Below are 24,453 nucleotides of genomic sequence, written 5' to 3'. Positions count from 1 at the left end.
TGATACAGATTAACAGAATTTGCCTGGCGGCTTTAGCGCGGTGGTCCCACCTGACCCCATGCCGAACTCAGAAGTGAAACGCCGTAGCGCCGATGGTAGTGTGGGGTCTCCCCATGTGAGAGTAGGGAACTGCCAGGCATCAAATTTAGCGTGCTGATATGGCTCAGTTGGTAGAGCGCACCCTTGGTAAGGGTGAGGTCCCCAGTTCGACTCTGGGTATCAGCACCACTTTATACTTAGGTTAAAGTTCGGCAAGAAGTAAAAGAATTTGTCTGGCGGCTTTAGCGCGGTGGTCCCACCTGACCCCATGCCGAACTCAGAAGTGAAACGCCGTAGCGCCGATGGTAGTGTGGGGTCTCCCCATGTGAGAGTAGGGAACTGCCAGACATCAAACAAGTAGAAAGGCCATCCGAAAGGATGGCCTTTTTGCGTTATGCCCTCAGCTAAACCAATTTCCTTATCAGATATTCCAACGAGTGCCGTTAATACCTTACTTGACGTATTAAAGCGTCTTAACCCAGCTATAAATGAATTCACGGAATGCATAATGCTTACTCGCAGCAGCGTTAAATCAATTCAGTGATTCAGACTGAGGTTGTATAGGTAAGGAAATAGGGCTATAAAAAAAACAGGATACTGAATCTAAAAATTATCTGATGATATCTGAGAGGGGAAATATACATCCCTTTGATTAGATAAAATAAAAGCGCGGCGATGGCCGCGCTTTTAAAAGTATTATTTAGTCAGGGCGACAATACCGAGAGTCAGGCCAGCTATTGCTGCGGCGCCACCGGCAATCGCACCTGCTGTTTCCCAGTTATCCTGGGTAGTCCCCTTCATACAGGTATTGGTGTGAACCAGTCGCCCCTGATCGTCGTATACCGGTACACAGGGAGAGTCGTGCGCGCAACCAGCAAGCAGCGCAGCGAGAAGTGCAACGGAAAGGAATCTTTTCATGATGTTACCTCAATATGATCGCTTATTCGCTAAAGAGCCGATGCGGCAATTTACGAATTGATGATTATTTTACCACCGCACTAATACCATACAGCACGGGGAATAATCTCAAATTGTGTGAATTGTAAAAATCATGGATAAAAAAGAGGGGCGTTGATTATTTATGGAGGAAATGTGAAGAGATGTCTTTTTATTAGAATGCTGACAGGAAATAAAAAAGGCACCAGAGGTGCCTTTATGATTTTCATTAATCCTTATGCTTTGTAAACCGTCTCCGGACAACAACGAAGAAAACAGGAACAAAGAAAATAGCCAGCAGAGTGGCTGACAGCATCCCGCCCATCACGCCCGTCCCGACAGCGTTTTGTGCCCCACTACCTGCGCCACTACTGATGACCAGAGGCATAACACCAAGAATAAATGCCAGGGAGGTCATCAGGATAGGGCGCAGACGCATACGTGAGGCTTCCAGCGTGGCTTCAATAATCCCTTTGCCTTCTTTATCCATAAGATCCTTGGCGAACTCAACGATCAGTATGGCGTTTTTGGCTGATAAACCAATTGTCGTAAGCAGACCAACCTGGAAGTAAACGTCATTGTTCAGCCCACGTATTGATGCAGCCAGAAGCGCGCCGATCACCCCCAGGGGGACAACCAGCATGACCGAGAATGGAATTGACCAGCTTTCATAGAGAGCCGCCAGACACAGGAACACCACAATCAGTGAAATGGCATACAGTGCTGGAGCCTGATTTCCGGAAAGACGTTCCTGATAAGACATCCCCGTCCAGTCGTAGCCAATTCCGGAAGGCAGTTTCGACGCAAGGCTTTCCATCATCTCCATTGCCTCACCGGTACTTTTGCCTGGCGCAGACTCACCGAGGATCTCCATTGATGGCATCCCATTGTAACGTTCCAGACGAGGTGAGCCGTACACCCAGTGAGAGCTGCTAAAGGCAGAGAAAGGCACCATTTCGCCGTTAGCACTACGCACATACAGGTCGTTAATATCTCCTGGTAACATACGGAAGCGAGCATCAGCCTGGACATAAACTTTTTTCACGCGTCCATGATCGATAAAGTCGTTCACATAAGTGCCACCCAATGCTGTTGAGATGGTCTGATTGACATCAGATATGCTCACACCCAGCGCCTGGGCCTTCTCCTGGTCGACATCCAGTTTGTACTGTGGCGTATCTTCCAGTCCGTTAGGACGCACGCGGACCAGTAAGTCAGGATGTTCCCTTACCATGCCAAGCAGTTGGTTACGTGCCTGCGTGAGCTGCGTATGTCCCAGGTTTGCCTGGTCAATCAGTTCAAAGTCAAAGCCTGTTGCGGTACCCAGTTCAATAATGGCAGGGAGGTTAAACGGAAATACAAGACCATCTTTGATCTGGCTAAACGCTTTCGTTGCGCGGCTGACAATCGCCTCAACGCCGTTTTCCTTGCCCGGGCGTTCTTCCCATGGCTTCAGGCTGACGAAAGCGATACCGGAGTTCTGCCCCTGCCCGCTAAAGCTAAATCCGTTTACGGTAAAGACCGATTCAACGTTCGCTTTCTCTTTCGTCAGATAATAGTCCTGAACCTGATCGAGTACCTGCTGGGTACGCATCTGCGTCGCCCCTGCCGGCAGCTGAACCATCGTCATAAACACCCCCTGATCCTCTTCCGGCAGGAAGGAGGAAGGCAGGCGCAGGAACAGTACTGCCATGCCGCCGACGATGATGACGTAAACCAGCAGATAGCGTCCGGTCTTACGTAAAATGCCGCTCACGCTGTTGCTGTAGTGCTCCACGCTCTTATCAAAAAGCGCGTTAAACCAGCCGAAGAATCCACCTTTCTTTTCATGATGGTCGCTGGAAACCGGTTTGAGCAGCGTTGCACATAAAGCAGGCGTTAATATCAACGCCACCAGCACCGATAAGGCCATCGCGGAGACAATGGTCAGCGAGAACTGGCGATAGATAGCCCCGGTTGAACCTCCAAAAAATGCCATCGGAATAAACACCGCTGAAAGCACCATGGCAATGCCCACCAGAGCGCCCTGGATTTGCTCCATCGACTTCTGGGTCGCCTCTTTTGGCGGCAGCTTGTCCTCAACCATGACGCGTTCTACGTTCTCAACCACCACGATGGCATCATCGACGAGCAAACCTATCGCCAATACCATCCCGAACATCGTCAGGGTGTTAATGGAGAAACCAAACGCAGCCAGTACCGCGAAGGTACCCAGTAGCACCACGGGCACGGCAATAGTCGGAATAAGGGTTGCCCGCAGGTTTTGCAGGAACAAGTACATCACCAGGAACACGAGAACGATCGCTTCAAACAGCGTCTTCACCACTTCATGGATTGAGATCTTCACGAAAGGTGTGGTGTCGTACGGATAAACGACTTTCAGGCCCTGAGGGAAGAAGGGCTGCAACTGCGCCAGTTTACTCTTAATGGCGGCAGCGGTATCCAGCGCGTTTGCGCCAGTCGCCAGCTTGATCCCGAGCCCCGTTGCTGCCTGGCCATTGATTTTGGTGACCATGTTGTAGTTTTCGCCACCCAGCTCAATGCGGGCCACATCTTTCAGGTGGACCATTGAACCGTCCTGGTTCACCTTCAGCGTCACACGGCCAAACTCCTCCGGCGATTTCAGGCGCGTTTGAGCAATAATTGAGGCGTTCAGTTGCTGCCCTGGTACGGACGGCGTACCTCCCAACTGGCCCGCAGCAATCTGGTCGTTCTGCGTTTTCAGTTGGTTAATGACATCCAACGGCGTGAGCTGATATTTATTCATCGCGTTGCTGTCCAGCCAGATGCGCATTGCATACTGCGCACCGAACAGCTGCACATCACCGACGCCGGAAGTACGGCTGATCGCATCTTTTACGTTAGAAGCGACATAGTCGGAGATATCATCCTGAGTGAGGTTTTTATTATCCGACACAAATCCCGCGACCAGCAGGAAGCTGCTGCTGGATTTTTCCACGCCGATCCCCTGTTGCTGTACTTCTTGCGGTAGCAGCGGCATAGCGAGCTGGAGTTTGTTCTGAACCTGCACCTGCGCGATATCAGGATCCGTACCCGACTCGAACGTCAGGGTGATGGTGACGTTACCGGCAGAATCACTGGTGGACGACATGTACATCAGATTGTCGATTCCGTTCATGTTCTGTTCGATAACCTGCGTCACGGTATCCTGGACCGTCTGGGCATCAGCGCCAGGGTAGGTCGCTGTCACCGCAACTGCTGGCGGCGCAATGGTTGGATATTGCGCCACCGGCAGTTTTAAAATGGCCAGCCCGCCCGCAATCATCAGAATGATGGAGAGCACCCAGGCGAAAACAGGCCGTTGAATAAAGAAATTAGCCATCTCGTTATCCCTTAACTGGCTGGAGTCGCGGCGGTATCAGGAATAGCCACGACGGTGACGCCAGGGCGAACTTTTTGCAGGCCGCTGATAATGACGCGGTCGCCATTTTTCAGACCTTCCGTGATCAACCACCGATCGCCAATCGCCTGCGGTGCAACGACAGTGCGAGATTCCACCTGGTTTTTATCGTTTACCACAAGCACGGTTGCATCACCGCGAGGTGTACGGGTTACCCCCTGCTGGGGAACAAGGATGGCATCAGGCTGTGTGCCTTCGTCAATGCGTGCACGGACAAACATACCCGGTAACAGCATATGCTGAGGGTTAGGGAAGAGAGCGCGAAGGGTGATTGAGCCGGTACTTTCATCTACCGTGACATCAGAGAACTGGAGCGTTCCTTTCAGCGGATAAGGCTGGCCATTTTCCATCAGCAACTCAACGCTGCTGGTGTCTCCCTTTTGCAGGCTCGTCTGCTGCTTCAGACGCATAAAATCGCTGCTGGATTGCGTTACATCGACATAAATGGGATCGAGCTGCTGAACTGTCGCCAGTGCGGTTGACTGACCATTAGTGACTAACGCCCCTTCAGTGACGCTGGATTTGCCAATGCGCCCGTTGATTGGCGATGTGACTTTCGTATAAGCAAGATTGATCCGCGCGCTCTCAACGCCAGCTTTCGCGGCAACGACGCTTGCATCCGCCTGCTGGGCGGTTGCCACCGCCTGATCATACTCCTGCTTGCTCACATATTGCGTACCGACCAGCGGAAGGTAACGTTTTACCGTCAGATGGGCTATGTTTGCCGCCGCCTGCGCTTTTACCAGTTCACCTTTCGCATTGTCGTAGGCTGCCTGATAGGTGGCCGGATCGATCTGATAAAGTGATTCACCCGCTTTGACGTCGCTGCCTTCGGTAAAATTACGGTGCAGAATGATACCACTTACCTGGGGACGAACCTCCGCTACACGATAAGCGTCAGTTCTGCCTGGCAATTCCGTCGTTACGGCCAGTGGCGCGCTTTTGACTATATGAACACTGACCTGAGGAGCTTGCCCATGCTGCTGTGGGTTTTTTTGTCCATCGCACCCGGCGAGCAGTGCAGCACAGACAATGAAACCGGATAAGGGTAAGCGTCTGAAGTGATTCGTCATTACTGTTCCTTAAACTACCCTTGAACCGATATATGCCATAAGTCGGTGAAAGGGTGTGAGGCAAAAAAAGAAATGTAGCTGCGTATAATAATGAGGGTATTCAAGGTTTTTTAATTTATAAGTGCTGATGGAGGCAATAAAAAGCAAAATCAGATTCTGAACCAGTGTATTCGAAATCCGGCTTCTGTCAGGATAATCAACGGAATACTTATGAGTAAATACAAACTATTTATTTAATGAATTTGATTCGCTCAATTTATTCGTATGAATTATAAATTAAATGAATTGACTTTTTTTGTGCAAAACTAAAACGGGTTATGGTGAATACTTTGACTTACACGACCCTTTAATAACGTTTGATGTCGTATCAACCGTATAAGTAATGAGTAGCAGGCTATGGCGCGTAAAAAGAAAGAAGAGGCTCAAAAGACCCGGCAGCAGCTGATTGAAGCCGCTATCGGGCTATTCGCGACACGTGGCGTGGCTAATACCACGCTTACCGACATCGCCGATGCTGCTCAACTTACTCGCGGGGCGGTTTACTGGCATTTTTCGAGTAAAGCGGAAATATTTAACGCCATCTGGGAACAGCAATTGCCGCTGCGTGAAATGATTCGTGACTGGTTAATACTTTCTGAAAAAGATGACCCTTTGTTAATGCTTCGTGAACAGTTTATTGTCGCGCTGCAATATATTGCGAGCGAGCCACGTCAGTATGCTCTTTTACAAATTCTGTATCATAAGTGTGAATTTCATGACGATGTGATTTCAGAATGTGAAATACGCAAGCGGATCGGTTTAAACGATACTTATCTTCGCAGGACGTTGAGACAATGCGTTGCGCGTAGCATTATTTCTTCCCAAACTAATATTGAACTGGCGCTGATTGTTTTCCACGCATTTTTTAGCGGAGTCATTAAAAACTGGTTAATGGATAGCAACAGTTTTAATCTGTACAAACAGGCGCCGGCGCTGGTGGATAATATTCTTGCGACACTAAATATCACTCGAGTGGCGCCAGTGTTCTACGATACAGCCTCATGATTGCATACGGGATGGTGACATCTCCCCGTGCTGGCACTGTTCCATAATAGCCTGCGCGGTAATCGGTTTGCCCAGCAGATAACCCTGTAGCGTATTGCATCCCAGTTCTGTCAGAAAGGTCTGCTGCGCTGCGGTTTCGACCCCTTCTGCCACGACCTTCAGATTCAGCGTTTTTGCCAGGGCAATAATCGCCGAGACGATCGTCGCATCTTCACTCTCTCCACTTAACTCTTTTACAAAAGCACGATCGATTTTCAACTCGCAGGCAGGGAGTCGCTTAAGATAAAGAAGGCTTGAATAACCTGTACCAAAATCGTCTATCGAGGCTTTTACGCCCGCATCCGTCAGCGCTGTCAGGACACGAACGCTTTCGTCCGGATTGCTCATCGCCGTGGTTTCGGTCACCTCCAGGATCAACATGCCGGGCGGTACGCTATGGCGCGTCAGACAATCGAGAACCGTTTTAACCAGCGACGGCTGTTCGAACTGCAACGTAGAAAGATTCACCGCCATTGACCAGTCCGTGTGGCCCTGAAGGTGCCATTCTCGCAGCTGGTGGCAGGCCTCGTCGATTACCCAGTTTCCAATTGGAATAATCAGCCCGGTTTTCTCTGCAAGCGGTAGAAACAGGTCGGGGGGCAGTAATCCCTGTTTGGGATGCTGCCAGCGTAACAGCGCTTCAAACCCGAGAACGGGCCCGGCAGGGGCGTGGAATTTAGGTTGATAAAGCAGACGTAACTCATCACGGTCGATGGCCTGCCACAGATCATTCATCAGCTGTAGATGCGTCTGCGCCAGCGTATTCATTGACGGCTGAAAGAAGTGATAACCGTTGCGACCCATATGTTTCGTGTGGTATATCGCAGCATCAGCGTTAAACATCAGTTCACGATCGGTTTTGCCATCGTGTGGATAGAGCGCAATGCCAATGCTCAGGGTGACCATCAGTTCGTAAGGATCGAGATGGAACGGGCTATCAATGACGCGTACCAGTGAATTTGCCAGTGAGGCAGCATCATCCGGGGTAGTGGTTTCGGCCAGCAGGACGAATTCATCCCCACCGATACGCGCCAGCGTGTACTGACCTTTCAACTGCAACAGCAAACGCTGAGTCACCGCAACCAGAAGATTGTCACCGACATCATGACCATAGGCATCGTTGACGGTTTTAAAGCCATCAAGATCCATAAACATCAGCGCGAAAGGGCTTCCTTCGCGATCGGCCTTGCTGATGGCCTGATCGAGGCGATCCTCAAGCAGAATACGATTGGGTAAGCGCGTCAGCGTATCATGCAACGCCAGCTGAGCGAGTTCACGGTTAGCTTCTGCCAGTGATGAGGCCAGCAGCGAGGTACGAGCCTGAAGGCGGGCATCGAACATCGATACCAGCAGCGTAATCCCCAGAATAGCGAGCGCGACCACGCTAACCAGTATCGCCAGCCAGCTCCCGTTAATACCATGATGATGGACCATCGTCGACATCGGAAATTGTGCTGCTTCCATGCCGGCGTAATGCATGCCAGCGATAGCGATGCCCATGGTGATCGCCGCCCCCAGACGCATCAACGCCATTCGTGCAGCTTCCTGACGTAAACGGAACGTCAGCCAAAGAGCGGCCAGTGAAGCGGCAAGGGCTATGCCCACAGAGATAGCCATCCACGTTTTATCCCAGACAATACCCGGTGTGACCTCCAGGGCAGCCATACCGGTGTAGTGCATGGCAACTATGCCTGTACCCATCACGACGGCGCCAGGCAGCAGTCGGCGCAAATGTAGCTGCTCGCCGCTAACGAGCCACAGGGCGAACATTGACGAGCTGATGGCGATAATCATCGAAAGCACGGTCAGGGTCGCGTTGTAACTCATGCTCATGGAAAGATCCATCGCCAGCATACCGATGAAATGCATCGCCCACACGCCAATCCCCATCGAAACACCGCCACCTGCCAGCCAGACGCGTGCAGCGACGCCCTGGCTTCCGGCAACGCGCGCAGCCATATTCAGCGCGGTATAGGCGGCAAGAATGGCGACAATAAAGGAGATGACGACGAGGATTTGGTTGTATTGGCTAACCAGCATGGTCTGTTCACTCGTTGTGAGACGTTAAGCAAGAGCGGTTGGAAAGGGCACAGACATTATCATCGTCAGGAAATGACGAAAAGTGATTTAAGCCCCTGTTTTTATTGGGTGATAACAGAGGGGCACAGGATGGAAGAGGCTAGTCCAGCTCTGAGCAGTTGACCAGTTTTAGCGGGTTCACGGAATTCATATTGCGACATTTATCGGTTTCGGTGCTCATCAGTTCAATCCACTGCATCAGCAGCGCATCGAAAATGAAAACAGAGACAGCAAAAACGACCAGCCACCAGTATTTACGAATCATGTGTCATTCCGCGAAAAGAGAGCCTGTAAGGTGGTGGAAATATACACGAAAAGCGGGCGTTGAAAAGTGGGGAAGGAGAAGGTTTACAAAGCGTTGACGGTCGCTCATCCGGGCAATAAAAAAGGCGCTTCCCCATGCCGAAGAGCGCCTTTTTAAACAAGCAGTTAGCTAATCGAAATTAGTTCATGCCGTATTTTTTCAATTTCTTACGCAGGGTACCACGGTTGATGCCCATCATCAGGGCAGCGCGGGTTTGATTACCACGGGTGTATTGCATCACCATGTCCAACAGTGGCTGTTCAACTTCAGCCAGTACCAGCTCATACAGGTCATTAACATCCTGACCGTTCAGTTGAGCAAAATAGTTCTTCAGTGCCTGTTTAACCGAGTCACGCAGGGGCTTTTGAGTCACCTGATCCTGAGAGTTAACGGTAGAAACGGTCAGTACGTCAGAATTTACGCGTTGTTCGAACATAGTTCTGTCAGCTCTTTATTTCATTACGCAAGATTTTCGAAGTATGCCTCCAACGCCTCCAGCTGTTCGCTGGCATCCTCAATGGCGTTGAATGTGCGCCGAAACTGGTCATTTGGAGCGTGCTCCTGGAGATACCAGGATACGTGTTTACGCGCAATTCGGTACCCTTTTGCCTGGCCGTAGTGGTCATGCAGTTCCCGAACATGCGAACAAAGCAAGCGCTTAACCTCTGCCAGAGGCAGCGGGGCAAGCAGCTCCCCAGTGTCCAGATAATGCTGGATTTCCCGAAAGATCCAGGGTCTTCCCTGAGCGGCACGTCCTATCATCAGAGCATCAGCTCCCGTATAGTCGAGCACAGCTCTGGCTTTAAGCGGGTCAGTTATGTCGCCATTCGCGATAATCGGAATGGAAACTTTCTGCTTAACTGCCCGAATGCTGTCGTATTCAGCTTCACCGTTGAACAAACAGGCGCGAGTGCGTCCATGAATGGTCAGGGCCTGAATGCCACAGTCTTCGGCCAGTTGGGCAATCTCTACACAGTTACGGTGTTCCGGCGACCAACCCGTGCGAATCTTCAACGTAACAGGAACGTCCACTGCGCTGACAACCGCCGTCAGGATTGACTTCACCTGGTCGGGGTATTGCAGAAGGGCTGAACCTGCAAGCTTGCGATTCACCTTTTTGGCCGGGCAACCCATATTGATATCAATAATCTGGGGGCCACTTTCCACGTTAATACGCGCGGCATCTGCCATCTCTTCAGGCACGCTTCCGGCAATTTGCACGGTGCGGATACCTGGCTCATCCACGTGCACCATCCGAAGGCGGGACTTGTCGCTTTCCCAAACCTGCGGGTTAGACGACATCATCTCGGAAACGGTTAATCCTGCTCCCATCTCGTAGCACAGCGTCCTGAACGGCCGGTCGGTAATACCTGCCATTGGGGCTGCGATCAGGCGATTTCTAAGCTGGTGGTGTCCGATGCGCATGAGTTAAGAAATGACCATACTGTGACTGCAAGGCGGCGTATATTACGCATTTTTTGCACGAGATGAAAGGCCAAACTTTGAACAATCCTCTGTTGTAGATCAAGGAATCGCCAGTCATTCTTTTCGGATAAGATTATTCGCTATTTAAATCATTGTGTTATGAAGAAATGAACATTTTGTGGGCGCTTACAATTTCCCGTAACTTCTCATCATTTCTGAATAAATGAATCAATTGGCCGGGATAATCTGCTGCGATATGCAGCAGATTATGGCGCTTCTTTGCGATCTGCGTCGCATTTCAGCACAGGATATCAGCGCAAAAAATCGGCTTATTCAACAACCAGACGGCCATGAAGCGGCTGAACCGGGCGGCTGTTTTCGTGGTGCATAGTGTGAGTTAATTTTTGCAGCTGTTCAGCAGAGACGGTCAGCGGATGCTTGAGCACCAACCATGTCACCCCTTCTGAGCACGGTGGTGTGGTCAGGGAGCCGCTAAAACGCCAGTAGGTTTTATCCGCAGGCAGTAATTTATTCATATCGAGGGTTGGCTTAATTGTAACGTTCTGGTCAACCTGCCCTGGCATCACGCCCCAGAGTTTATCCAGTGCAGCGTTTGCCGCGCCCTGATCGAACATAACGGCAACGACCGTCAGTTCGCCGTCAGCGTTTTTATGGACCAGATGCATTTCCATTGCGTATTTTTTACCGTGCACCGTGTTTTCGGATGGCGCATGGAAATGGAACTGCTGTAATGTCCAGGTCTGTTTATCAAGCGTGATGCTGTCGCGTGTATCGGCATTTTCACTCGCCTGGATAGTATGGCCGTTGTTTGTCAGGGTGACCGGGCCGTCGATATAGTGCGTTTCCAGCGGAGAGATGTGAGCTTTGACCGTATTATCAATGTTAACCGGCGACTGATACACCCCGCTTTTACACGTCATGTACGCCTCGTCCAGTTCGCCCCAGTGTTCCGGTGCGCCTTCTCCTTGATAGCTCCAGTGTGAGGCGTAAGTTGAAGCCGAAATCACGCTCAGCGCCAGCAGCGCTGCCTTGCCTGAAATGTGTTTCATCGTATTCTTCCTGTGAATTTTATTATCCAAATCAATTATTAACATTATGATTTGTGCGGTTATTTTATCGAAGAAAGGATGAAGGGGGGAGAAAAAACCGAAGGGAAAAGGCGTGGTCAGACGACCACGCCAAAGGCTTATTTTTTACGACCGGTGATGCGACACCACTCTTCTTTCTCGACAACCGGGTCGAGCGCAAAGAGATCGGCGTAGGCTTCACAGACGCTGTCTGCCTGGCTGGCAAGGATACCGGACAGGCCCAGCAGACCGCCTTCAACCGGCAGCACGCTGATTAACGGCGCCAGCTCGCGTAACGGGCCAGCCAGGATATTCGCGACCACCACATCGGCTTTCATGGCCTCTGGCTGTGCATCGGGCAGATACAGTTCAAGGCGATCGGAAACGCCATTACGCTCGGCGTTATCACGGCTGGCCTGAATCGCCTGCGGATCGATGTCGATCCCGATGGCTTTTGCCGCGCCCAGTTTCAGCGCCGCGATAGCGAGGATCCCGGATCCGCAACCGAAGTCGATCACGGTTTTGCCTTCCAGATCCAGGCCATCCAGCCATTGCAGGCACAAAGAGGTTGTCGGGTGGGTACCGGTGCCGAACGCCAGACCCGGATCCAGCATTACGTTGACCGCATTTTCATCGGGAACGTCGCGCCAGCTTGGGCAGATCCACAGACGCTGACCAAACTGCATTGGATGGAAGTTGTCCATCCACTCGCGTTCCCAGTCTTTGTCTTCCAGCTGTTCGATTTTATGCGCGAAACCCGCGCCCAGCAGCGGATGGTTTTCCAGAATCGCCACGACCTCTTTCATGTCGGTTTCTGCATCGAACAGGCCGATAACGTCCGTATCACCCCACAGGCGCGTTTCGCCTGGTAGCGGCTCAAAGACCGGCGTGTCATGCGTGTCCTGGAACGTGATAGAGACCGAACCGGCCTCCATCAGCGCATCACTCAGTTCTTCGGCGTTCGCGCCGGTTGTGTTCAGTTTCAATTGGATCCACGGCATGGCAAAACTCTTTATTTATCAGTAGAAATCAGGGTGGCGGGTGGAACGGGACGGCCAAAACGGTTACCCACCACAAACGCCAGTAAACTTAACAGTAACGAAGGCACGATCGGGTGAAAGCCAAGATACTGAATTTTCAACGTGGCGAGAACGGCATACAGGACGCCCCCGACAATCATGCCGCTTAATGCACCCGCGGCATTCGCGCGTTCCCAGTACAGCCCCAGCACCAGCGGCCACAGGAAAACGGCTTCCAGCCCGCCAAAGGCGAGCAGGTTCAACCAGATGATCATCTCCGGTGGACGCCACGCGGCCAGCAGCAGCAACGCCCCCAGCACCAGGGTAATCACCGCCGACATGCGCTTGAGGCGTCGCTCATTTTCGACCTGTTCAGGGCGCAAATTCAGATAGAGATCTTTAATGATCGTAGCGGAACTTTGCAGCAACTGAGCGTTGATGGTCGACATAATGGCCGCCATGGGTGCGGCGAGAAAAATTCCGGCGGCAAACGGCGGAAGTACTTTCACCATCAGGGTTGGAATGACCAGATCCGGTACGGTAAGGTCAGGGATCACCGCGCGTCCCAGCGCGCCCGCCAGGTGCATACCAAACATCAGGATTGCCACCACAATTGTCCCGATAATAATCCCGCGGTGTACCGCTTTGCTGTCTTTATATGAGATGCAGCGCACGGCGGTATGCGGCAGGCCAATCACGCCAAAGCACACCAGCACCCAGAACGAGGTCATAAAGGTTGGAGAGAGGATGTCATCCGCCCCCTGCGGCGAGACCAGTTTCGGATCGATCGCTTCCAGGGTTTCAACCGCATGGCTCAGGCCCCCTGCGGCATGCACGATACCCACCAGCAGAACGAGAGTGCCAATAAGCATCACCATTCCCTGCATCGTGTCGTTCAGAACGCTGGCACGGAACCCGCCAAACGCGGTGTACAGCGCGATACTCACACCGAAAATGACCAGACCCGTCTCGTAGGGGATCCCGGCTGCCGTTTCCAGCAGACGTGCGCCGCCGATAAACTGCACCGTCATCGCACCAATAAACGCCACCAGCAGACTCAGGCTTGCCAGCCATACCAGCAAGCGACTCTGATAGCGGGCAAACAGCATATCGTTCAGCGTCACGGCATTGTAGCGACGGGCCAGAATGGCAAACTTTTTACCCAGTATGCCCAGAGAGAGCCAGATGGCAGGCAACTGGATCATGGCCAGCAGTACCCAGCCCAGTCCGTACTTATAAGCGGCGCCCGGGCCACCGATAAACGAGCTGGCGCTGATGTAAGTAGCGGTCAGCGTCATGGCCAGCACGACGCCACCCATTGAGCGGCTCCCGAGGAAATACTCGTTCAGAAAGGTGCCGGTCGAACGTTTACGCATCGCATAAACCGACAGGCCAAACACCAGGAACAGGTAAGCGACAAGCGGCAGAATGACTTCAAGCTGCATCATCGTCCTCCAGGGAGATATCGCGATAGATGAATTTCACCATCGCCCAGCACAGCACAATAAACACCAGCGGCAGCAGCAGGCAGGCCATTTCAAACCAGTGCGGGAGGCCGGTAATGCCAATCGCTGAATCAGGTAAGTAAGCAGTTACTAACCATGCAGCGAGATAGAGAAGGGTCAGCCACAGCGCCCAGCGCGCTTCTTTATGGGCCTGAACAAAACGTTTGTCCATTTTTTGTCCCTTGTGGATGAAGAAAGCGGGGATTGTACATGATGGGGCTTTGCGATCCCCAGAAATAAAAAAGGCCGGATAATCCGGCCTTTTAACAACACTGGTCTCTTACTTCTCGTTCAGACCGAGTTTTTTCTCCAGGTAGTGGATGTTAGTACCACCATTCTGGAAGTGCTCGTCGCTCATGATGCGCATCTGGAGATCTACGTTGGTTTTGATCCCGTCGATGATCAGCTCCTGAAGGGCGTTCTTCATGCGGGCAATGGCCACGTCACGGTTTTCGCCGTAGCAGATCAGCTTACCGATCATTGAGTCATAATACGGCGGTACGGTGTAACCGGCGTAAATATGGGACTCCCAGCGCACACCAAAGCCACCCGGCGCGTGGAAACGCGTGATTTTACCCGGGCTTGGCAGGAAGGTGTTCGGGTCTTCGGCGTTGATACGGCACTCTACCGCATGGCCTTTAACCACAACTTCTTCCTGTTTGATGGACAGCGGCTGACCGGCTGCGATACGCAGCTGTTCTTTGATCAGGTCAACGCCGGTGATCATTTCGGTAACCGGGTGTTCAACCTGAATACGGGTGTTCATCTCAATGAAGTAGAACTCGCCGTTTTCGAACAGGAACTCAAAGGTACCCGCCCCGCGATAGCCGATATCGACACACGCTTTGGCGCAACGCTCACCGATGTAGCGACGCAGTTCCGGCGTAATGCCCGGCGCTGGCGCTTCTTCGACGACTTTCTGGTGACGACGCTGCATGGAGCAGTCACGTTCAGCCAGATAGATCGCGTTGCCCTGACCGTCAGCCAGCACCTGAATTTCGATGTGGCGTGGGTTTTCCAGGTATTTTTCCATGTACACCATGTCATTGCTGAAAGCCGCTTTCGCTTCCGCTTTGGTCATGGAGATGGACTGCGCCAGTTCAGCATCGCTGCGTACAACGCGCATACCGCGACCGCCGCCGCCGCCAGACGCCTTGATGATAACCGGGTAGCCAATGCGTTTAGCATGGGCGCGGTTAGCATCCATATCGTCGGTCAGCGGGCCGTCAGAGCCCGGTACGGTTGGCACGCCGGCTTTTTTCATCGCGGTGATGGCAGACACTTTGTCACCCATCAGGCGAATGGTGTCGGCTTTCGGGCCAATGAAGATAAAGCCAGAGCGTTCAACCTGCTCAGCAAAGTTGGCGTTCTCAGAGAGGAAACCATAACCCGGGTGAATCGCGACCGCGCCAGTGATTTCGGCGGCGCTGATGATCGCCGGGATGTTCAGATAGCTTTTTACGGACGGAGCCGGACCGATACAGACCGTCTCATCCGCCAGCAATACGTGTTTTAAATCGCGATCCGCGCTTGAGTGCACGGCCACGGTCTTGATGCCCAGTTCTTTACAGGCACGAAGAATACGCAGTGCAATCTCGCCACGGTTGGCGATAACAATTTTATCCAGCATGTTCGCCTCGTTACTCGATGACGACCAGCGGCTCGTCAAATTCTACCGGCTGACCACTTTCGACCAGAATCGCTTTCACAGTACCTGATTTGTCTGCTTCGATCTGGTTCATCATTTTCATGGCTTCAACGATGCACAGGGTATCGCCTACGTTGACTTTCTGACCCACTTCGATGAACGCTTTCGCGTCCGGGCTCGGGGTGCGGTAGAAAGTACCAACCATTGGGGAACGTACGATGTGACCACTGATTTCTGCAGCTGCTGCAGGTGCGGCTTCTGCTGCTGGTGCAACGGCTGCGGAGAGCGCAGGCTGCTGCACTGGCGCAGCATAAGCTTGCTGCATTACCGGGAAGCTAGCGGCTGGGGCTGCACGGCTGATGCGTACAGACTCTTCGCCTTCAGAAATTTCCAGTTCGGAGATGCCTGATTCTTCAACCAGCTCGATCAGTTTTTTAATCTTACGAATATCCATGAGTGGGTTCCGTACTCTTGTTTAGTGTGATTGTGACAAGCGTTTTACCGCTGTCTGTAAAGCGTATGAATAGCCGTCTGCACCCAGCCCACATATCACGCCAGCGGCGATATCTGACAAGTAGGAATGGTGGCGGAACGGCTCTCGGGCGTGCACGTTACTCAGATGGATCTCGATAAACGGGATACTCACCGCGAGCAGTGCGTCGCGTATAGCAACACTGGTGTGCGTAAACGCGGCCGGATTGATCAGGATATAGTCCACAGTGTCTTTAGCCTGATGAATACGGTCGATGATTGCGTACTCCGCGTTTGACTGAAAATGGTCCAAATCCACATTCAGCGAGGCTGCTTCCGTACCCAGACGGTTAACAATTTCGCTCAATGTCAGCGTGCCGTACTTCTCTGGCTCACGGGTGCCGAGCATGTTCAGGTTCGGTCCGTTCAATACTAAAATTTGGAATTTGTCAGCCATTGTGCCGCTATCTCCTGCGATTTTCGGGTAAAAAACAACATATACCCTCAACACGCAATTGTCACCCTTTCAGAGGCCAAAAACCCCTGTCCGGAAAACCGAAGTCGCACATTATAACGATTTCGTAGCATTTGGCAGCTAAATACTGGTCTTATCAGGGAAGATTATCAACCGCTATCCGAAAAAGATTCGCGGCTGATAAATAATCTGCGGGAAAACGCACAGTTTCGTGGACTATCGTACCCACTGGCGGAACTTCTTGTAACGCCATGCTAAAAGGGCCAATGCCAGCAGGGCGTAGATGACCGGCTGAGGAGATAAAATCTTCACCGACCACAGGTAATGGATGGGCGCGAGGATCGCGACAAGATAGACGAAGTTGTGCAGCAGTTGCCAGCGCCGTCCCATTTTTCGCTGCGCGTACTGCGTGGATGTCAGCGTCAGCGCCAGCAAAACCAGCCAGCTTACGATACCCAGCGTCAGATAAGGACGCGTAACCAGTTCGCTACCAAGGAGTGCCAGGTTGTTAATGCCCAGTTCCAGCAGGGCGTAACTGGTGAGATGCAGCGTCGCCCAGGCAAAACACCATAGCCCCAAAAGCCGACGGGTACGTATTAGCAATGGCTGTTTAGCGTAGCGCGCAAGCGGTGAGACGAGCAAGGTCGCCAGCAAAAATTTCAGAGCCATCCGACCCGTAAAATGCTGAATATCTTTAGCCGGATCGGCACTGAACTGTCCCTGGCTGGCTGCCCAAAAGAGCCAGATAAAGGGGAGCAATCCGGCTAAATGCAGGAGTACCTTCAGCCAGGTTATCTGCTTTGCCGTTAAACGCACTTAGAAGTTCTCCCGTAAATTCAGCCCACGATAGAGGGATGCCACCTCATCTGCATAGCCGTTAAACAGCAGCGTTGGCTGGCGTTTAACATCCAGCGCGCCGCCGGAACCGATAAAACGTTCCGTCGCTTGCGACCAGCGTGGATGATCAACGTGCGGGTTAACGTTGGCAAAAAAACCATACTCATCTGGCGCTGCGAGGTTCCAGGTGGTGGGTGGGCGTTCACGGGTAAGCTTAATGCTGACGATCGATTTGATGCCCTTGAAACCGTATTTCCACGGTACGGTCAGGCGAATGGGCGCCCCGTTTTGCGGCGGCAGCGCTTTGCCGTAAACCCCGACGGTGAGCAGCGTAAGCGGATGCATGGCTTCGTCGAGACGTAAACCTTCAACGTAGGGATACTCCAGCCCGCCGCCGATAAACCGATCCTTCTGGCCTGGCATCTCGTCCGGGGCATAGCGCGTCTGGAAAGAAACATACTTCGCGTTGCTGGTGGGCTCAACCAGCGCCAGCAGTTTATGCAAAGGGAAACCTACCCACGGCACCACCATCGACCAGGCTTCCACACAGCGCATACGGTAAATGCGTTCTTCAAGTGGGAAGCGGGTGGTGAGGTCATGATGATCCAGCGTCAGCGGCTTTGCCACTTCGCCATCAATCTTCAGCGTCCAGGGATCGGTTTTCATGCTCCCGGCGTTGGCGGCAGGATCGGCCTTATCGAGCCCAAACTCATAGAAGTTGTTATAGCCGGTGACTTTATCTTCCGGCGTCAACGTCAGTTTATTCTGCCACTGCGCCGGTTTGGTGAAGTTAAGCGGTGCGCCAGAGGGGGCTTTCGGGCGGTCGTTGCCCTTAAACCAGTCGAGCAGATCGGCGTGGGCCGCAGGGGTGAGCGTCAGGGCAGTGGCGCTGATGCCAAGCATTTTCAGGATCTGGCGACGCTGTAGCATAAAGACAGACTCGGACGTTACGTCGGCTTCCGTCAGTTTTCGGGTTTTCATGGCATCCTCCGTCAGGCGTTTTTCTAAGCATGACGGAGGAGGAGGGTTAGCGCGAATATGTCACGAAAATTTGAAGATTAGGCGATTTTAACCAGCGCACGACCGTGGAACTGGTTGTCCATGATTTTATTGGCGTACTCTGGCGCCTGGCTCAGGGTAATCTCAGTGGCGCTCTGCTCATAGAATGAGGCTGGCAGATCCCGCGCCAGACGTTCCCAGGCCTCAGCCCGCCGCTCGGCTGGGGTCATGACCGAATCGACACCCTGAAGACGCACGTTACGCAGAATAAATGGCATCACCGTCGTCGGCAGGGCAAAACCACCCGCCAGACCACAGGCCGCCACGCAGCCACCGTAATTCATTTGCGCCAGCACCTTCGCCAGCACTTTGTCGCCGACGGTATCTACAGCGCCAGCCCAGACCTGTTTTTCCAGCGGACGGGTCTCGGCGAATTCGTCGCGGCTCAGAATACGGCTTGCGCCCAACTGACGTAGATAATCATGCGTACTTTCGCGGCCAGAGACGGCGGCGACCTGGTACCCCAGCTTGTGCAGCAGCGTGACGGCCGTGCTGCCCACGCCACCGCTGGCGCCGGTCACGACAATTTCGCCAGAGTCAGGACGGATCCCGGCCTCTTCCAGCGCCATCACGCAGAGCATGGCGGTGAAACCTGCCGTGCCGACGATCATCGCCTTACGGCCGTCCAGGCCTTTCGGCATCGGGACCAGCCAGTCACCTTTTACGCGCGCCTGCGCTGCCAGTCCTCCCCAGTGGTTTTCACCTACGCCCCAGCCGGTGAGCAGCACCTGCTGTCCGGCGTGAAAACGCGGATCTTCACTGGTATGCACGCGGCCAGCCAAGTCGATGCCTGGCACCATTGGGAAATTTCGGATGATTTTACCTTTTCCCGTAATGGCCAGTGCATCTTTATAGTTCAGGCTTGACCAGTCGATATCTACGGTCACGTCGCCCTCCGGCAGGCGGCTCTCGTCAATGGCTTGCACCGAGGCAACAGTTTTGCCGTCCTGCTGTTCTAAGATCAAAGCCTGCATACAGGGTCCTCACTAGGATTGATGATGGGAAAATATGTACTGAAGACTATACTCGCTCAATGAAACGCAGTGCCGATTTAACGCAATAAATTGCCAGATACACCAGGTTTGGTAGTATGCCGCATTTGAAATGCAAGTTAGCGCTCACTTGCGACCCCTTCAACCCACGGAGTAATCTCAAGGATGCGATTAACGACGAAGTTCTCAGCTTTTATCACCTTGCTGACGGGACTGACCATATTTGTCACGCTAATCGGCTGCTCGCTGAGCTTTTATAATGCCATCCAGGATAAGCTGGTTAACCGGGTAGAATCGGTTGCATCGGTTATCGACACTCGCCTGATTACAACCTCCTTCCCGGCACTTTCGCGTGAACTGGATGAGTTAATGGTGCCTGTGGATATCGTGCAGATCGACATTAAACAGGGGAAGCAGACCGTTTTCAGCCATACCCGTCAGGGCAGCTACCGTCCTGCCGGCACGGTAGATCAGTATCGGGACATAACGGTACGCTCACTTAAACATCCGGGTATGACAATCCATCTGATGTACCAGGATCCGATGAGCAACTATTTACGCTCGCTCATGACCACCGCGCCCTTAACCATCGCCGTTGCCTTGATCGTCCTGCTGATTTTCCTCGCCGTTCGCTGGCAGCGTCGTCAACTTTCCGGCCAGGAACTGCTGGAAACACGCTCGGTGCGAATACTGAATGGCGAGCGGGGTCCGCAGGTACGGGGATCGGTTTATGAATGGCCATCACGTACCAGTAGCGCCCTGGACGTGCTGCTCTCCGAAATCCAGTTTGCCAGCGATCAGCGTAGCCGTATGGACACGTTGATTCGCTCCTACGCCGCGCAGGATAACAAAACGGGCCTTAACAACCGTCTCTTCTTTGATAATCAGCTGGCTACGCTTCTTGATGACCCCGAAAAGGTGGGGACGCATGGCGTGGTAATGATGATTCGCCTGCCCGACTTCGATCTGCTCCGTGATACCTGGGGCCAGCGCGTGGCGGAAGAGAACCTCTTCACGCTGATTAACCTGCTGTCCACCTTTATTATGCGCTACCCCGGCGCGTTACTGGCACGCTACCACCGCAGCGACTTTGCCGTCTTGCTGCCGCATCGCACCTTAAAGGAGTCCGAGAGTATCGCCAGCCAGCTGTTGAAAGCCGTCGATGCGCTACCCCAGAGCAAAATGCTCGACCGCGACGACATGGTGCATATGGGCATCTGTGCCTGGCGCGGCGGTCAGTCGACGGAGCAGGTGATGGAACATGCAGAAGCGGCCACGCGCAACGCCGTATTGCAGGGGGCGAACGGCTGGGCGGTCTATGATGATACGCTACCGGAAAAAGGGCGCGGCAACGTACGCTGGCGAACCCTGATTGAACAGATGCTGAGCCGGGGTGGACCGCGCATCTATCAAAAACCGGCGGTCATAAAAAATGGTCATGTCCATCATCGTGAACTGATGTGCCGTATTTTTGATGGGACCGAGGAGGTTATCTCCGCAGAGTATTTGCCGATGGTGCTGCAATTCGGATTGTCCGAAGAGTATGACCGCCAGCAAATCACCCGCCTCATTCCGTTTTTATCGTACTGGCCTGAAGAAAATCTGGCTTTACAGGTGACCGTCGAATCGCTGATCCGTCCGCGTTTTCAGCGTTGGTTACGTGACACGTTAATGCAATGCGAAAAATCGCAACGCAAACGCATTATTTTTGAACTTGCAGAGGCAGATGTAGGTCAACACATCAGCCGGTTGCGCTCGGTTGTGCGTTTAATCAATGCGCTTGGGGCTCGCGTGGCGGTAACACAGGCGGGTCTTACCCTGGTCAGCACCAGCTGGATCAAAGAGCTGGATGTCGAATTATTGAAGCTGCATCCGGGTCTGGTAAGGAATATCGAAAAGCGCACGGAAAACCAGCTGCTGGTACAAAGCCTGGTGGAGGCGTGCAAAGGAACGCAAACGCAAGTATTTGCCGCAGGCGTACGTTCACGCAGTGAATGGCAGATGTTGACAGAGCGCGGCGTGACGGGCGGTCAGGGGGATTTTTTTGCCGCCTCTCAGCCGCTTGACACCAATGTGAAAAAATATTTGCAAAGATACTCTGTTTGACCTGCCGTTTACTTTGTTTTCACGTAGAATATCGCGCCTGTAGCTTTGAGTAAGACGAGCATAAAAGCCAGTGAACGACCTTTTATAGGTTACAAGTGAAAGTGAGGGACGCTGCTGTTTACTCAGCCCTGAGGGATTCAGGGGATGAATTTGTAACAAAGGAAACGTGCTGCACTAATTTTCACCGTAGCAGACGATTTTTGCGCCTTGTCGCTGCTGCGTGTGGTTGGTAAAGTAAGCGGATTTTGTTTTCCGCCCCAGCTTTCAGGATTATCCCTTAGTATGTTGAAAAAATTTCGTGGCATGTTTTCCAATGACCTGTCCATTGACCTGGGTACCGCGAATACCCTTATCTATGTAAAAGGACAAGGCATCGTATTGAATGAGCCTTCCGTTGTGGCCATTCGTCAGGATCGTGCTGGCTCGCCAAAAAGCGTGGCCGCAGTAGGCCATGATGCGAAGCAGATGCTGGGCCGTACGCCGGGCAACATTGCCGCGATCCGCCCAATGAAAGATGGCGTTATTGCTGACTTCTTCGTGACCGAAAAAATGCTTCAGCACTTCATCAAGCAGGTTCATAGCAACAGCTTTATGCGCCCAAGCCCGCGCGTACTGGTGTGTGTGCCGGTTGGCGCAACCCAGGTTGAACGCCGTGCAATCCGTGAATCCGCTCAGGGTGCCGGTGCGCGTGAAGTGTTCCTGATTGAAGAACCGATGGCTGCGGCAATTGGTGCGGGTCTGCCGGTTTCTGAAGCAACCGGTTCTATGGTGGTGGATATCGGTGGCGGTACCACTGAAGTGGCCGTTATCTCCCTGAACGGCGTGGTGTACTCCTCTTCCGTGCGTATCGGCGGCGACCGTTTCGACGAAGCCATCATCAATTACGTTCGCCGTAACTACGGCTCTCTGATCGGTGAAGCGACCGCAGAGCGCATCAAGCATGAAATTGGTTCTGCCTATCCGGGTGATGAAGTTCGCGAGATCGAAGTTCGCGGTCGTAACCTGGCAGAAGGCGTGCCACGCGGATTCACCCTGAACTCCAACGAAATCCTGGAAGCGTTGCAGGAGCCGCTGACCGGCATCGTGAGCGCGGTGATGGTTGCGCTGGAACAGTGCCCGCCAGAGCTGGCCTCCGATATCTCCGAGCGCGGTATGGTTCTGACCGGTGGTGGTGCGCTGCTGCGTAACCTCGACCGCCTGTTAATGGAAGAGACAGGTATTCCTGTCGTAGTTGCAGAAGATCCACTGACTTGCGTCGCCCGTGGTGGTGGCAAGGCGCTGGAAATGATCGACATGCACGGCGGCGACTTGTTTAGCGAAGAGTAGTCGGGTGTGAGAGGGTAGCAAATGGCTACCCTTTCTCTCTGACGCGAGAATACGCATAGCCTATGAAGCCAATTTTTAGCCGTGGCCCGTCGCTACAGTTTCGCCTGATCCTGGCGGTTCTGGTGGCGCTCGGGGTCATTATTGCCGATAGCCGCCTCGGTACGTTCGGCCAGATCCGAACGTACATGGATACCGCCGTCAGTCCTTTCTACTTTATTTCAAATGGTCCCCGTGAACTGCTCGACTCCGTGTCGCAAACGCTTTCATCGCGTGACCAGCTCGAACTCGAAAACCGTGCATTACGCCAGGAACTGCTGCTGAAAAACAGCGAGCTACTGATGCTGGGGCAATATAAGCAGGAAAACGCGCGTCTGCGGGAACTGCTTGGCTCGCCGCTGCGCCAGGATGAACAGAAAATGGTCACCCAGGTGATCTCCACCGTAAACGATCCATACAGCGATCAGGTGGTGATTGATAAAGGCAGCGTGAACGGCGTATACGAAGGTCAGCCTGTCATCAGCGATAAAGGCGTTGTGGGCCAGGTCGTGGCGGTTGCCAAACTGACCAGCCGTGTGCTGCTGATTTGCGATGCCACCCATGCACTGCCGATTCAGGTGCTGCGTAACGATATTCGCGTAATTGCCGCCGGTAATGGTTGTACGGACGATCTGCAACTGGAACACCTGCCCGCCAACACGGATATCCGCGTGGGTGACGTGCTGGTGACGTCTGGTCTGGGCGGTCGTTTCCCTGAAGGCTACCCGGTTGCGGTTGTCTCTTCCGTGAAGCTCGACACTCAACGTGCCTACACCGTGATCCAGGCGCGTCCAACGGCTGGCTTGCAGCGTTTACGCTACCTGCTGCTGCTATGGGGCGCCGATCGCAACGGCGCTAACCCGATGACGCCGGAAGATGTGCATCGCGTGGCCAATGAGCGCCTGATGCAGATGATGCCGCAGGTGCTGCCTGCGCCGGATGCAATGGGGCCACCTGCGCCCGTACCGGCTCCGGCGACGGGGTTAACGCAGCCGCTACCGGATGCGCCGCCACCGCCGCAAGTCTCGGGTGGAGGGCAGTAGTGGCCAGTTATCGTAGCCAGGGGCGCTGGGTAATCTGGCTCTCATTCCTCGTTGCATTGTTGCTGCAAATTATGCCCTGGCCGGACGACATTCTTGTTTTCCGGCCAAACTGGGTATTACTCATTTTGCTCTACTGGATCCTTGCCCTGCCGCACCGCGTAAATGTCGGCACAGGTTTTGTGATGGGTGCCATACTGGATCTTATCAGTGGCTCTACGCTTGGCGTCCGCGCCTTATCCATGAGCATTATTGCGTATCTCGTTGCACTCAAATTCCAGCTCTTTCGTAACCTTGCGCTCTGGCAACAGGCGCTGGTGGTGATGTTGTTGTCGCTCGCTGCGGATATCGTTGTTTTCTGGGCAGAGTTTTTAGTGATCAACGTCTCTTTCCGACCGGAAGTGTTCTGGAGTAGTGTAGTAAACGGTGTGCTCTGGCCGTGGCTGTTCCTGCTGATGCGTAAAATTCGCCAGCAGTTTGCCGTGCAATAA

22 protein-coding genes, 1 tRNA gene and 2 rRNA genes are annotated in these 24,453 nt (G+C 53.1%); 8 read left to right on the top strand and 17 right to left on the bottom strand.

The features are described 5' to 3' along the window. The first annotated feature begins 22 nt into the window (after positions 1-22). From rrf (ACQG0S_RS20220) to rrf (ACQG0S_RS20210), 3 genes are all read left to right on the top strand, one after another. Positions 23-138, top strand: a 5S ribosomal RNA gene (gene rrf / locus ACQG0S_RS20220). 14 nt (positions 139-152) lie between these two features. Continuing rightward, a tRNA-Thr gene (locus ACQG0S_RS20215) sits at positions 153-228 on the top strand. A 43-nt stretch (positions 229-271) separates the two neighbouring features. Beyond that, positions 272-387 (top strand): 5S ribosomal RNA (gene rrf, locus ACQG0S_RS20210). 348 nt (positions 388-735) lie between these two features. Here the strand turns inward: rrf (ACQG0S_RS20210) and ACQG0S_RS20205 are convergent. From ACQG0S_RS20205 to ACQG0S_RS20195, 3 genes are all read right to left on the bottom strand, one after another. Continuing rightward, positions 736-957: a lipoprotein gene (locus ACQG0S_RS20205; RefSeq protein WP_003860364.1), complete on the bottom strand. Its 222-nt coding sequence runs from the start codon at positions 955-957 to the stop codon at positions 736-738. 247 nt (positions 958-1,204) lie between these two features. Beyond that, positions 1,205-4,318 carry an efflux RND transporter permease subunit gene (locus ACQG0S_RS20200; protein WP_022649576.1) on the bottom strand — a complete coding sequence of 1,038 codons (3,114 nt, stop codon included), beginning with the start codon at positions 4,316-4,318 and terminating at the stop codon, positions 1,205-1,207. Between the two features lie 11 nt (positions 4,319-4,329). Next, positions 4,330-5,469, bottom strand: a complete 1,140-nt coding sequence (locus tag ACQG0S_RS20195) for an efflux RND transporter periplasmic adaptor subunit (protein ID WP_048966792.1) — start codon at positions 5,467-5,469, stop codon at positions 4,330-4,332. A gap of 396 nt (positions 5,470-5,865) precedes the next feature. Between ACQG0S_RS20195 and envR the strand changes: the two genes are divergently transcribed. After that, positions 5,866-6,513, top strand: coding sequence for an acrEF/envCD operon transcriptional regulator (gene envR, locus ACQG0S_RS20190; RefSeq protein ID WP_048966791.1), 648 nt, complete (start codon positions 5,866-5,868; stop codon positions 6,511-6,513). On the opposite strand, the gene ACQG0S_RS20185 is transcribed toward envR, so the two are convergent. The 14 genes from ACQG0S_RS20185 to ACQG0S_RS20120 form a co-directional block, all read right to left on the bottom strand. Further along, complete coding sequence (locus ACQG0S_RS20185; RefSeq protein WP_426750729.1) at positions 6,508-8,592, bottom strand: putative bifunctional diguanylate cyclase/phosphodiesterase; 2,085 nt, start codon at positions 8,590-8,592, stop codon at positions 6,508-6,510. The genes envR and ACQG0S_RS20185 overlap by 6 nt on opposite strands. Positions 8,593-8,731: 139 nt before the next feature. Continuing rightward, entirely contained in the window at positions 8,732-8,896 is a 165-nt protein-coding gene (locus ACQG0S_RS20180) for a DUF2556 family protein (protein WP_003860373.1), read from the bottom strand. Positions 8,897-9,074: 178 nt separating this feature from the next. Beyond that, positions 9,075-9,371, bottom strand: a complete 297-nt coding sequence (gene fis, locus ACQG0S_RS20175) for a DNA-binding transcriptional regulator Fis (protein ID WP_000462905.1) — start codon at positions 9,369-9,371, stop codon at positions 9,075-9,077. A gap of 23 nt (positions 9,372-9,394) precedes the next feature. Continuing rightward, positions 9,395-10,360, bottom strand: coding sequence for a tRNA dihydrouridine synthase DusB (gene dusB, locus ACQG0S_RS20170; RefSeq protein ID WP_426750727.1), 966 nt, complete (start codon positions 10,358-10,360; stop codon positions 9,395-9,397). Between the two features lie 329 nt (positions 10,361-10,689). Next, a complete protein-coding gene (locus tag ACQG0S_RS20165) occupies positions 10,690-11,430 on the bottom strand; it encodes a carbonic anhydrase (RefSeq protein ID WP_048966789.1) in 741 nt (246 codons plus the stop codon). A gap of 137 nt (positions 11,431-11,567) precedes the next feature. Continuing rightward, positions 11,568-12,449 (bottom strand): 50S ribosomal protein L11 methyltransferase, encoded by an 882-nt coding sequence (gene prmA, locus ACQG0S_RS20160; RefSeq protein WP_022649571.1) that lies wholly within the window; start codon positions 12,447-12,449, stop codon positions 11,568-11,570. Between the two features lie 11 nt (positions 12,450-12,460). Beyond that, positions 12,461-13,912: a sodium/pantothenate symporter gene (gene panF, locus ACQG0S_RS20155; protein WP_022649570.1), complete on the bottom strand. Its 1,452-nt coding sequence runs from the start codon at positions 13,910-13,912 to the stop codon at positions 12,461-12,463. Beyond that, positions 13,902-14,144: a YhdT family protein gene (locus ACQG0S_RS20150; protein WP_022649569.1), complete on the bottom strand. Its 243-nt coding sequence runs from the start codon at positions 14,142-14,144 to the stop codon at positions 13,902-13,904. Before ACQG0S_RS20150 ends, panF begins: the two co-directional genes overlap by 11 nt. A gap of 108 nt (positions 14,145-14,252) precedes the next feature. Then, entirely contained in the window at positions 14,253-15,602 is a 1,350-nt protein-coding gene (gene accC, locus ACQG0S_RS20145; RefSeq protein WP_003860388.1) for an acetyl-CoA carboxylase biotin carboxylase subunit, read from the bottom strand. A 10-nt stretch (positions 15,603-15,612) separates the two neighbouring features. After that, positions 15,613-16,074 carry an acetyl-CoA carboxylase biotin carboxyl carrier protein gene (gene accB, locus ACQG0S_RS20140; protein WP_010436174.1) on the bottom strand — a complete coding sequence of 154 codons (462 nt, stop codon included), beginning with the start codon at positions 16,072-16,074 and terminating at the stop codon, positions 15,613-15,615. Positions 16,075-16,095: 21 nt separating this feature from the next. After that, positions 16,096-16,548: a type II 3-dehydroquinate dehydratase gene (gene aroQ / locus ACQG0S_RS20135; RefSeq protein ID WP_022649568.1), complete on the bottom strand. Its 453-nt coding sequence runs from the start codon at positions 16,546-16,548 to the stop codon at positions 16,096-16,098. Positions 16,549-16,782: 234 nt separating this feature from the next. Continuing rightward, positions 16,783-17,382, bottom strand: coding sequence for a protein-methionine-sulfoxide reductase heme-binding subunit MsrQ (msrQ, locus tag ACQG0S_RS20130; protein WP_022649567.1), 600 nt, complete (start codon positions 17,380-17,382; stop codon positions 16,783-16,785). Then, entirely contained in the window at positions 17,383-18,384 is a 1,002-nt protein-coding gene (gene msrP / locus ACQG0S_RS20125; protein WP_032626457.1) for a protein-methionine-sulfoxide reductase catalytic subunit MsrP, read from the bottom strand. Positions 18,385-18,461: 77 nt separating this feature from the next. Further along, entirely contained in the window at positions 18,462-19,436 is a 975-nt protein-coding gene (locus tag ACQG0S_RS20120; protein WP_023298743.1) for an MDR family oxidoreductase, read from the bottom strand. A 183-nt stretch (positions 19,437-19,619) separates the two neighbouring features. Here ACQG0S_RS20120 and csrD point away from each other — a divergent pair, with 183 nt between their 5' ends. The 4 genes from csrD (at position 19,620) to mreD (ending at position 24,453) form a co-directional block, all read left to right on the top strand. Then, entirely contained in the window at positions 19,620-21,560 is a 1,941-nt protein-coding gene (gene csrD, locus ACQG0S_RS20115) for an RNase E specificity factor CsrD (protein WP_022649564.1), read from the top strand. A gap of 282 nt (positions 21,561-21,842) precedes the next feature. Further along, entirely contained in the window at positions 21,843-22,886 is a 1,044-nt protein-coding gene (gene mreB, locus ACQG0S_RS20110; RefSeq protein ID WP_000913396.1) for a rod shape-determining protein MreB, read from the top strand. A gap of 62 nt (positions 22,887-22,948) precedes the next feature. Beyond that, positions 22,949-23,965 carry a rod shape-determining protein MreC gene (mreC, locus tag ACQG0S_RS20105; protein ID WP_426750725.1) on the top strand — a complete coding sequence of 339 codons (1,017 nt, stop codon included), beginning with the start codon at positions 22,949-22,951 and terminating at the stop codon, positions 23,963-23,965. Continuing rightward, on the top strand, positions 23,965-24,453 hold the full coding sequence (gene mreD / locus ACQG0S_RS20100; protein ID WP_003860402.1) for a rod shape-determining protein MreD: 489 nt from the start codon (positions 23,965-23,967) through the stop codon (positions 24,451-24,453). The genes mreC and mreD overlap by 1 nt, the downstream gene beginning before the upstream one ends.

This window comes from Enterobacter cloacae complex sp. 418I7 (assembly GCF_050030705.1).
Taxonomy (GTDB): Bacteria; Pseudomonadota; Gammaproteobacteria; order Enterobacterales; family Enterobacteriaceae; genus Enterobacter; species Enterobacter intestinihominis.
This window is presented reverse-complemented; position numbering and strand designations above follow the sequence as displayed.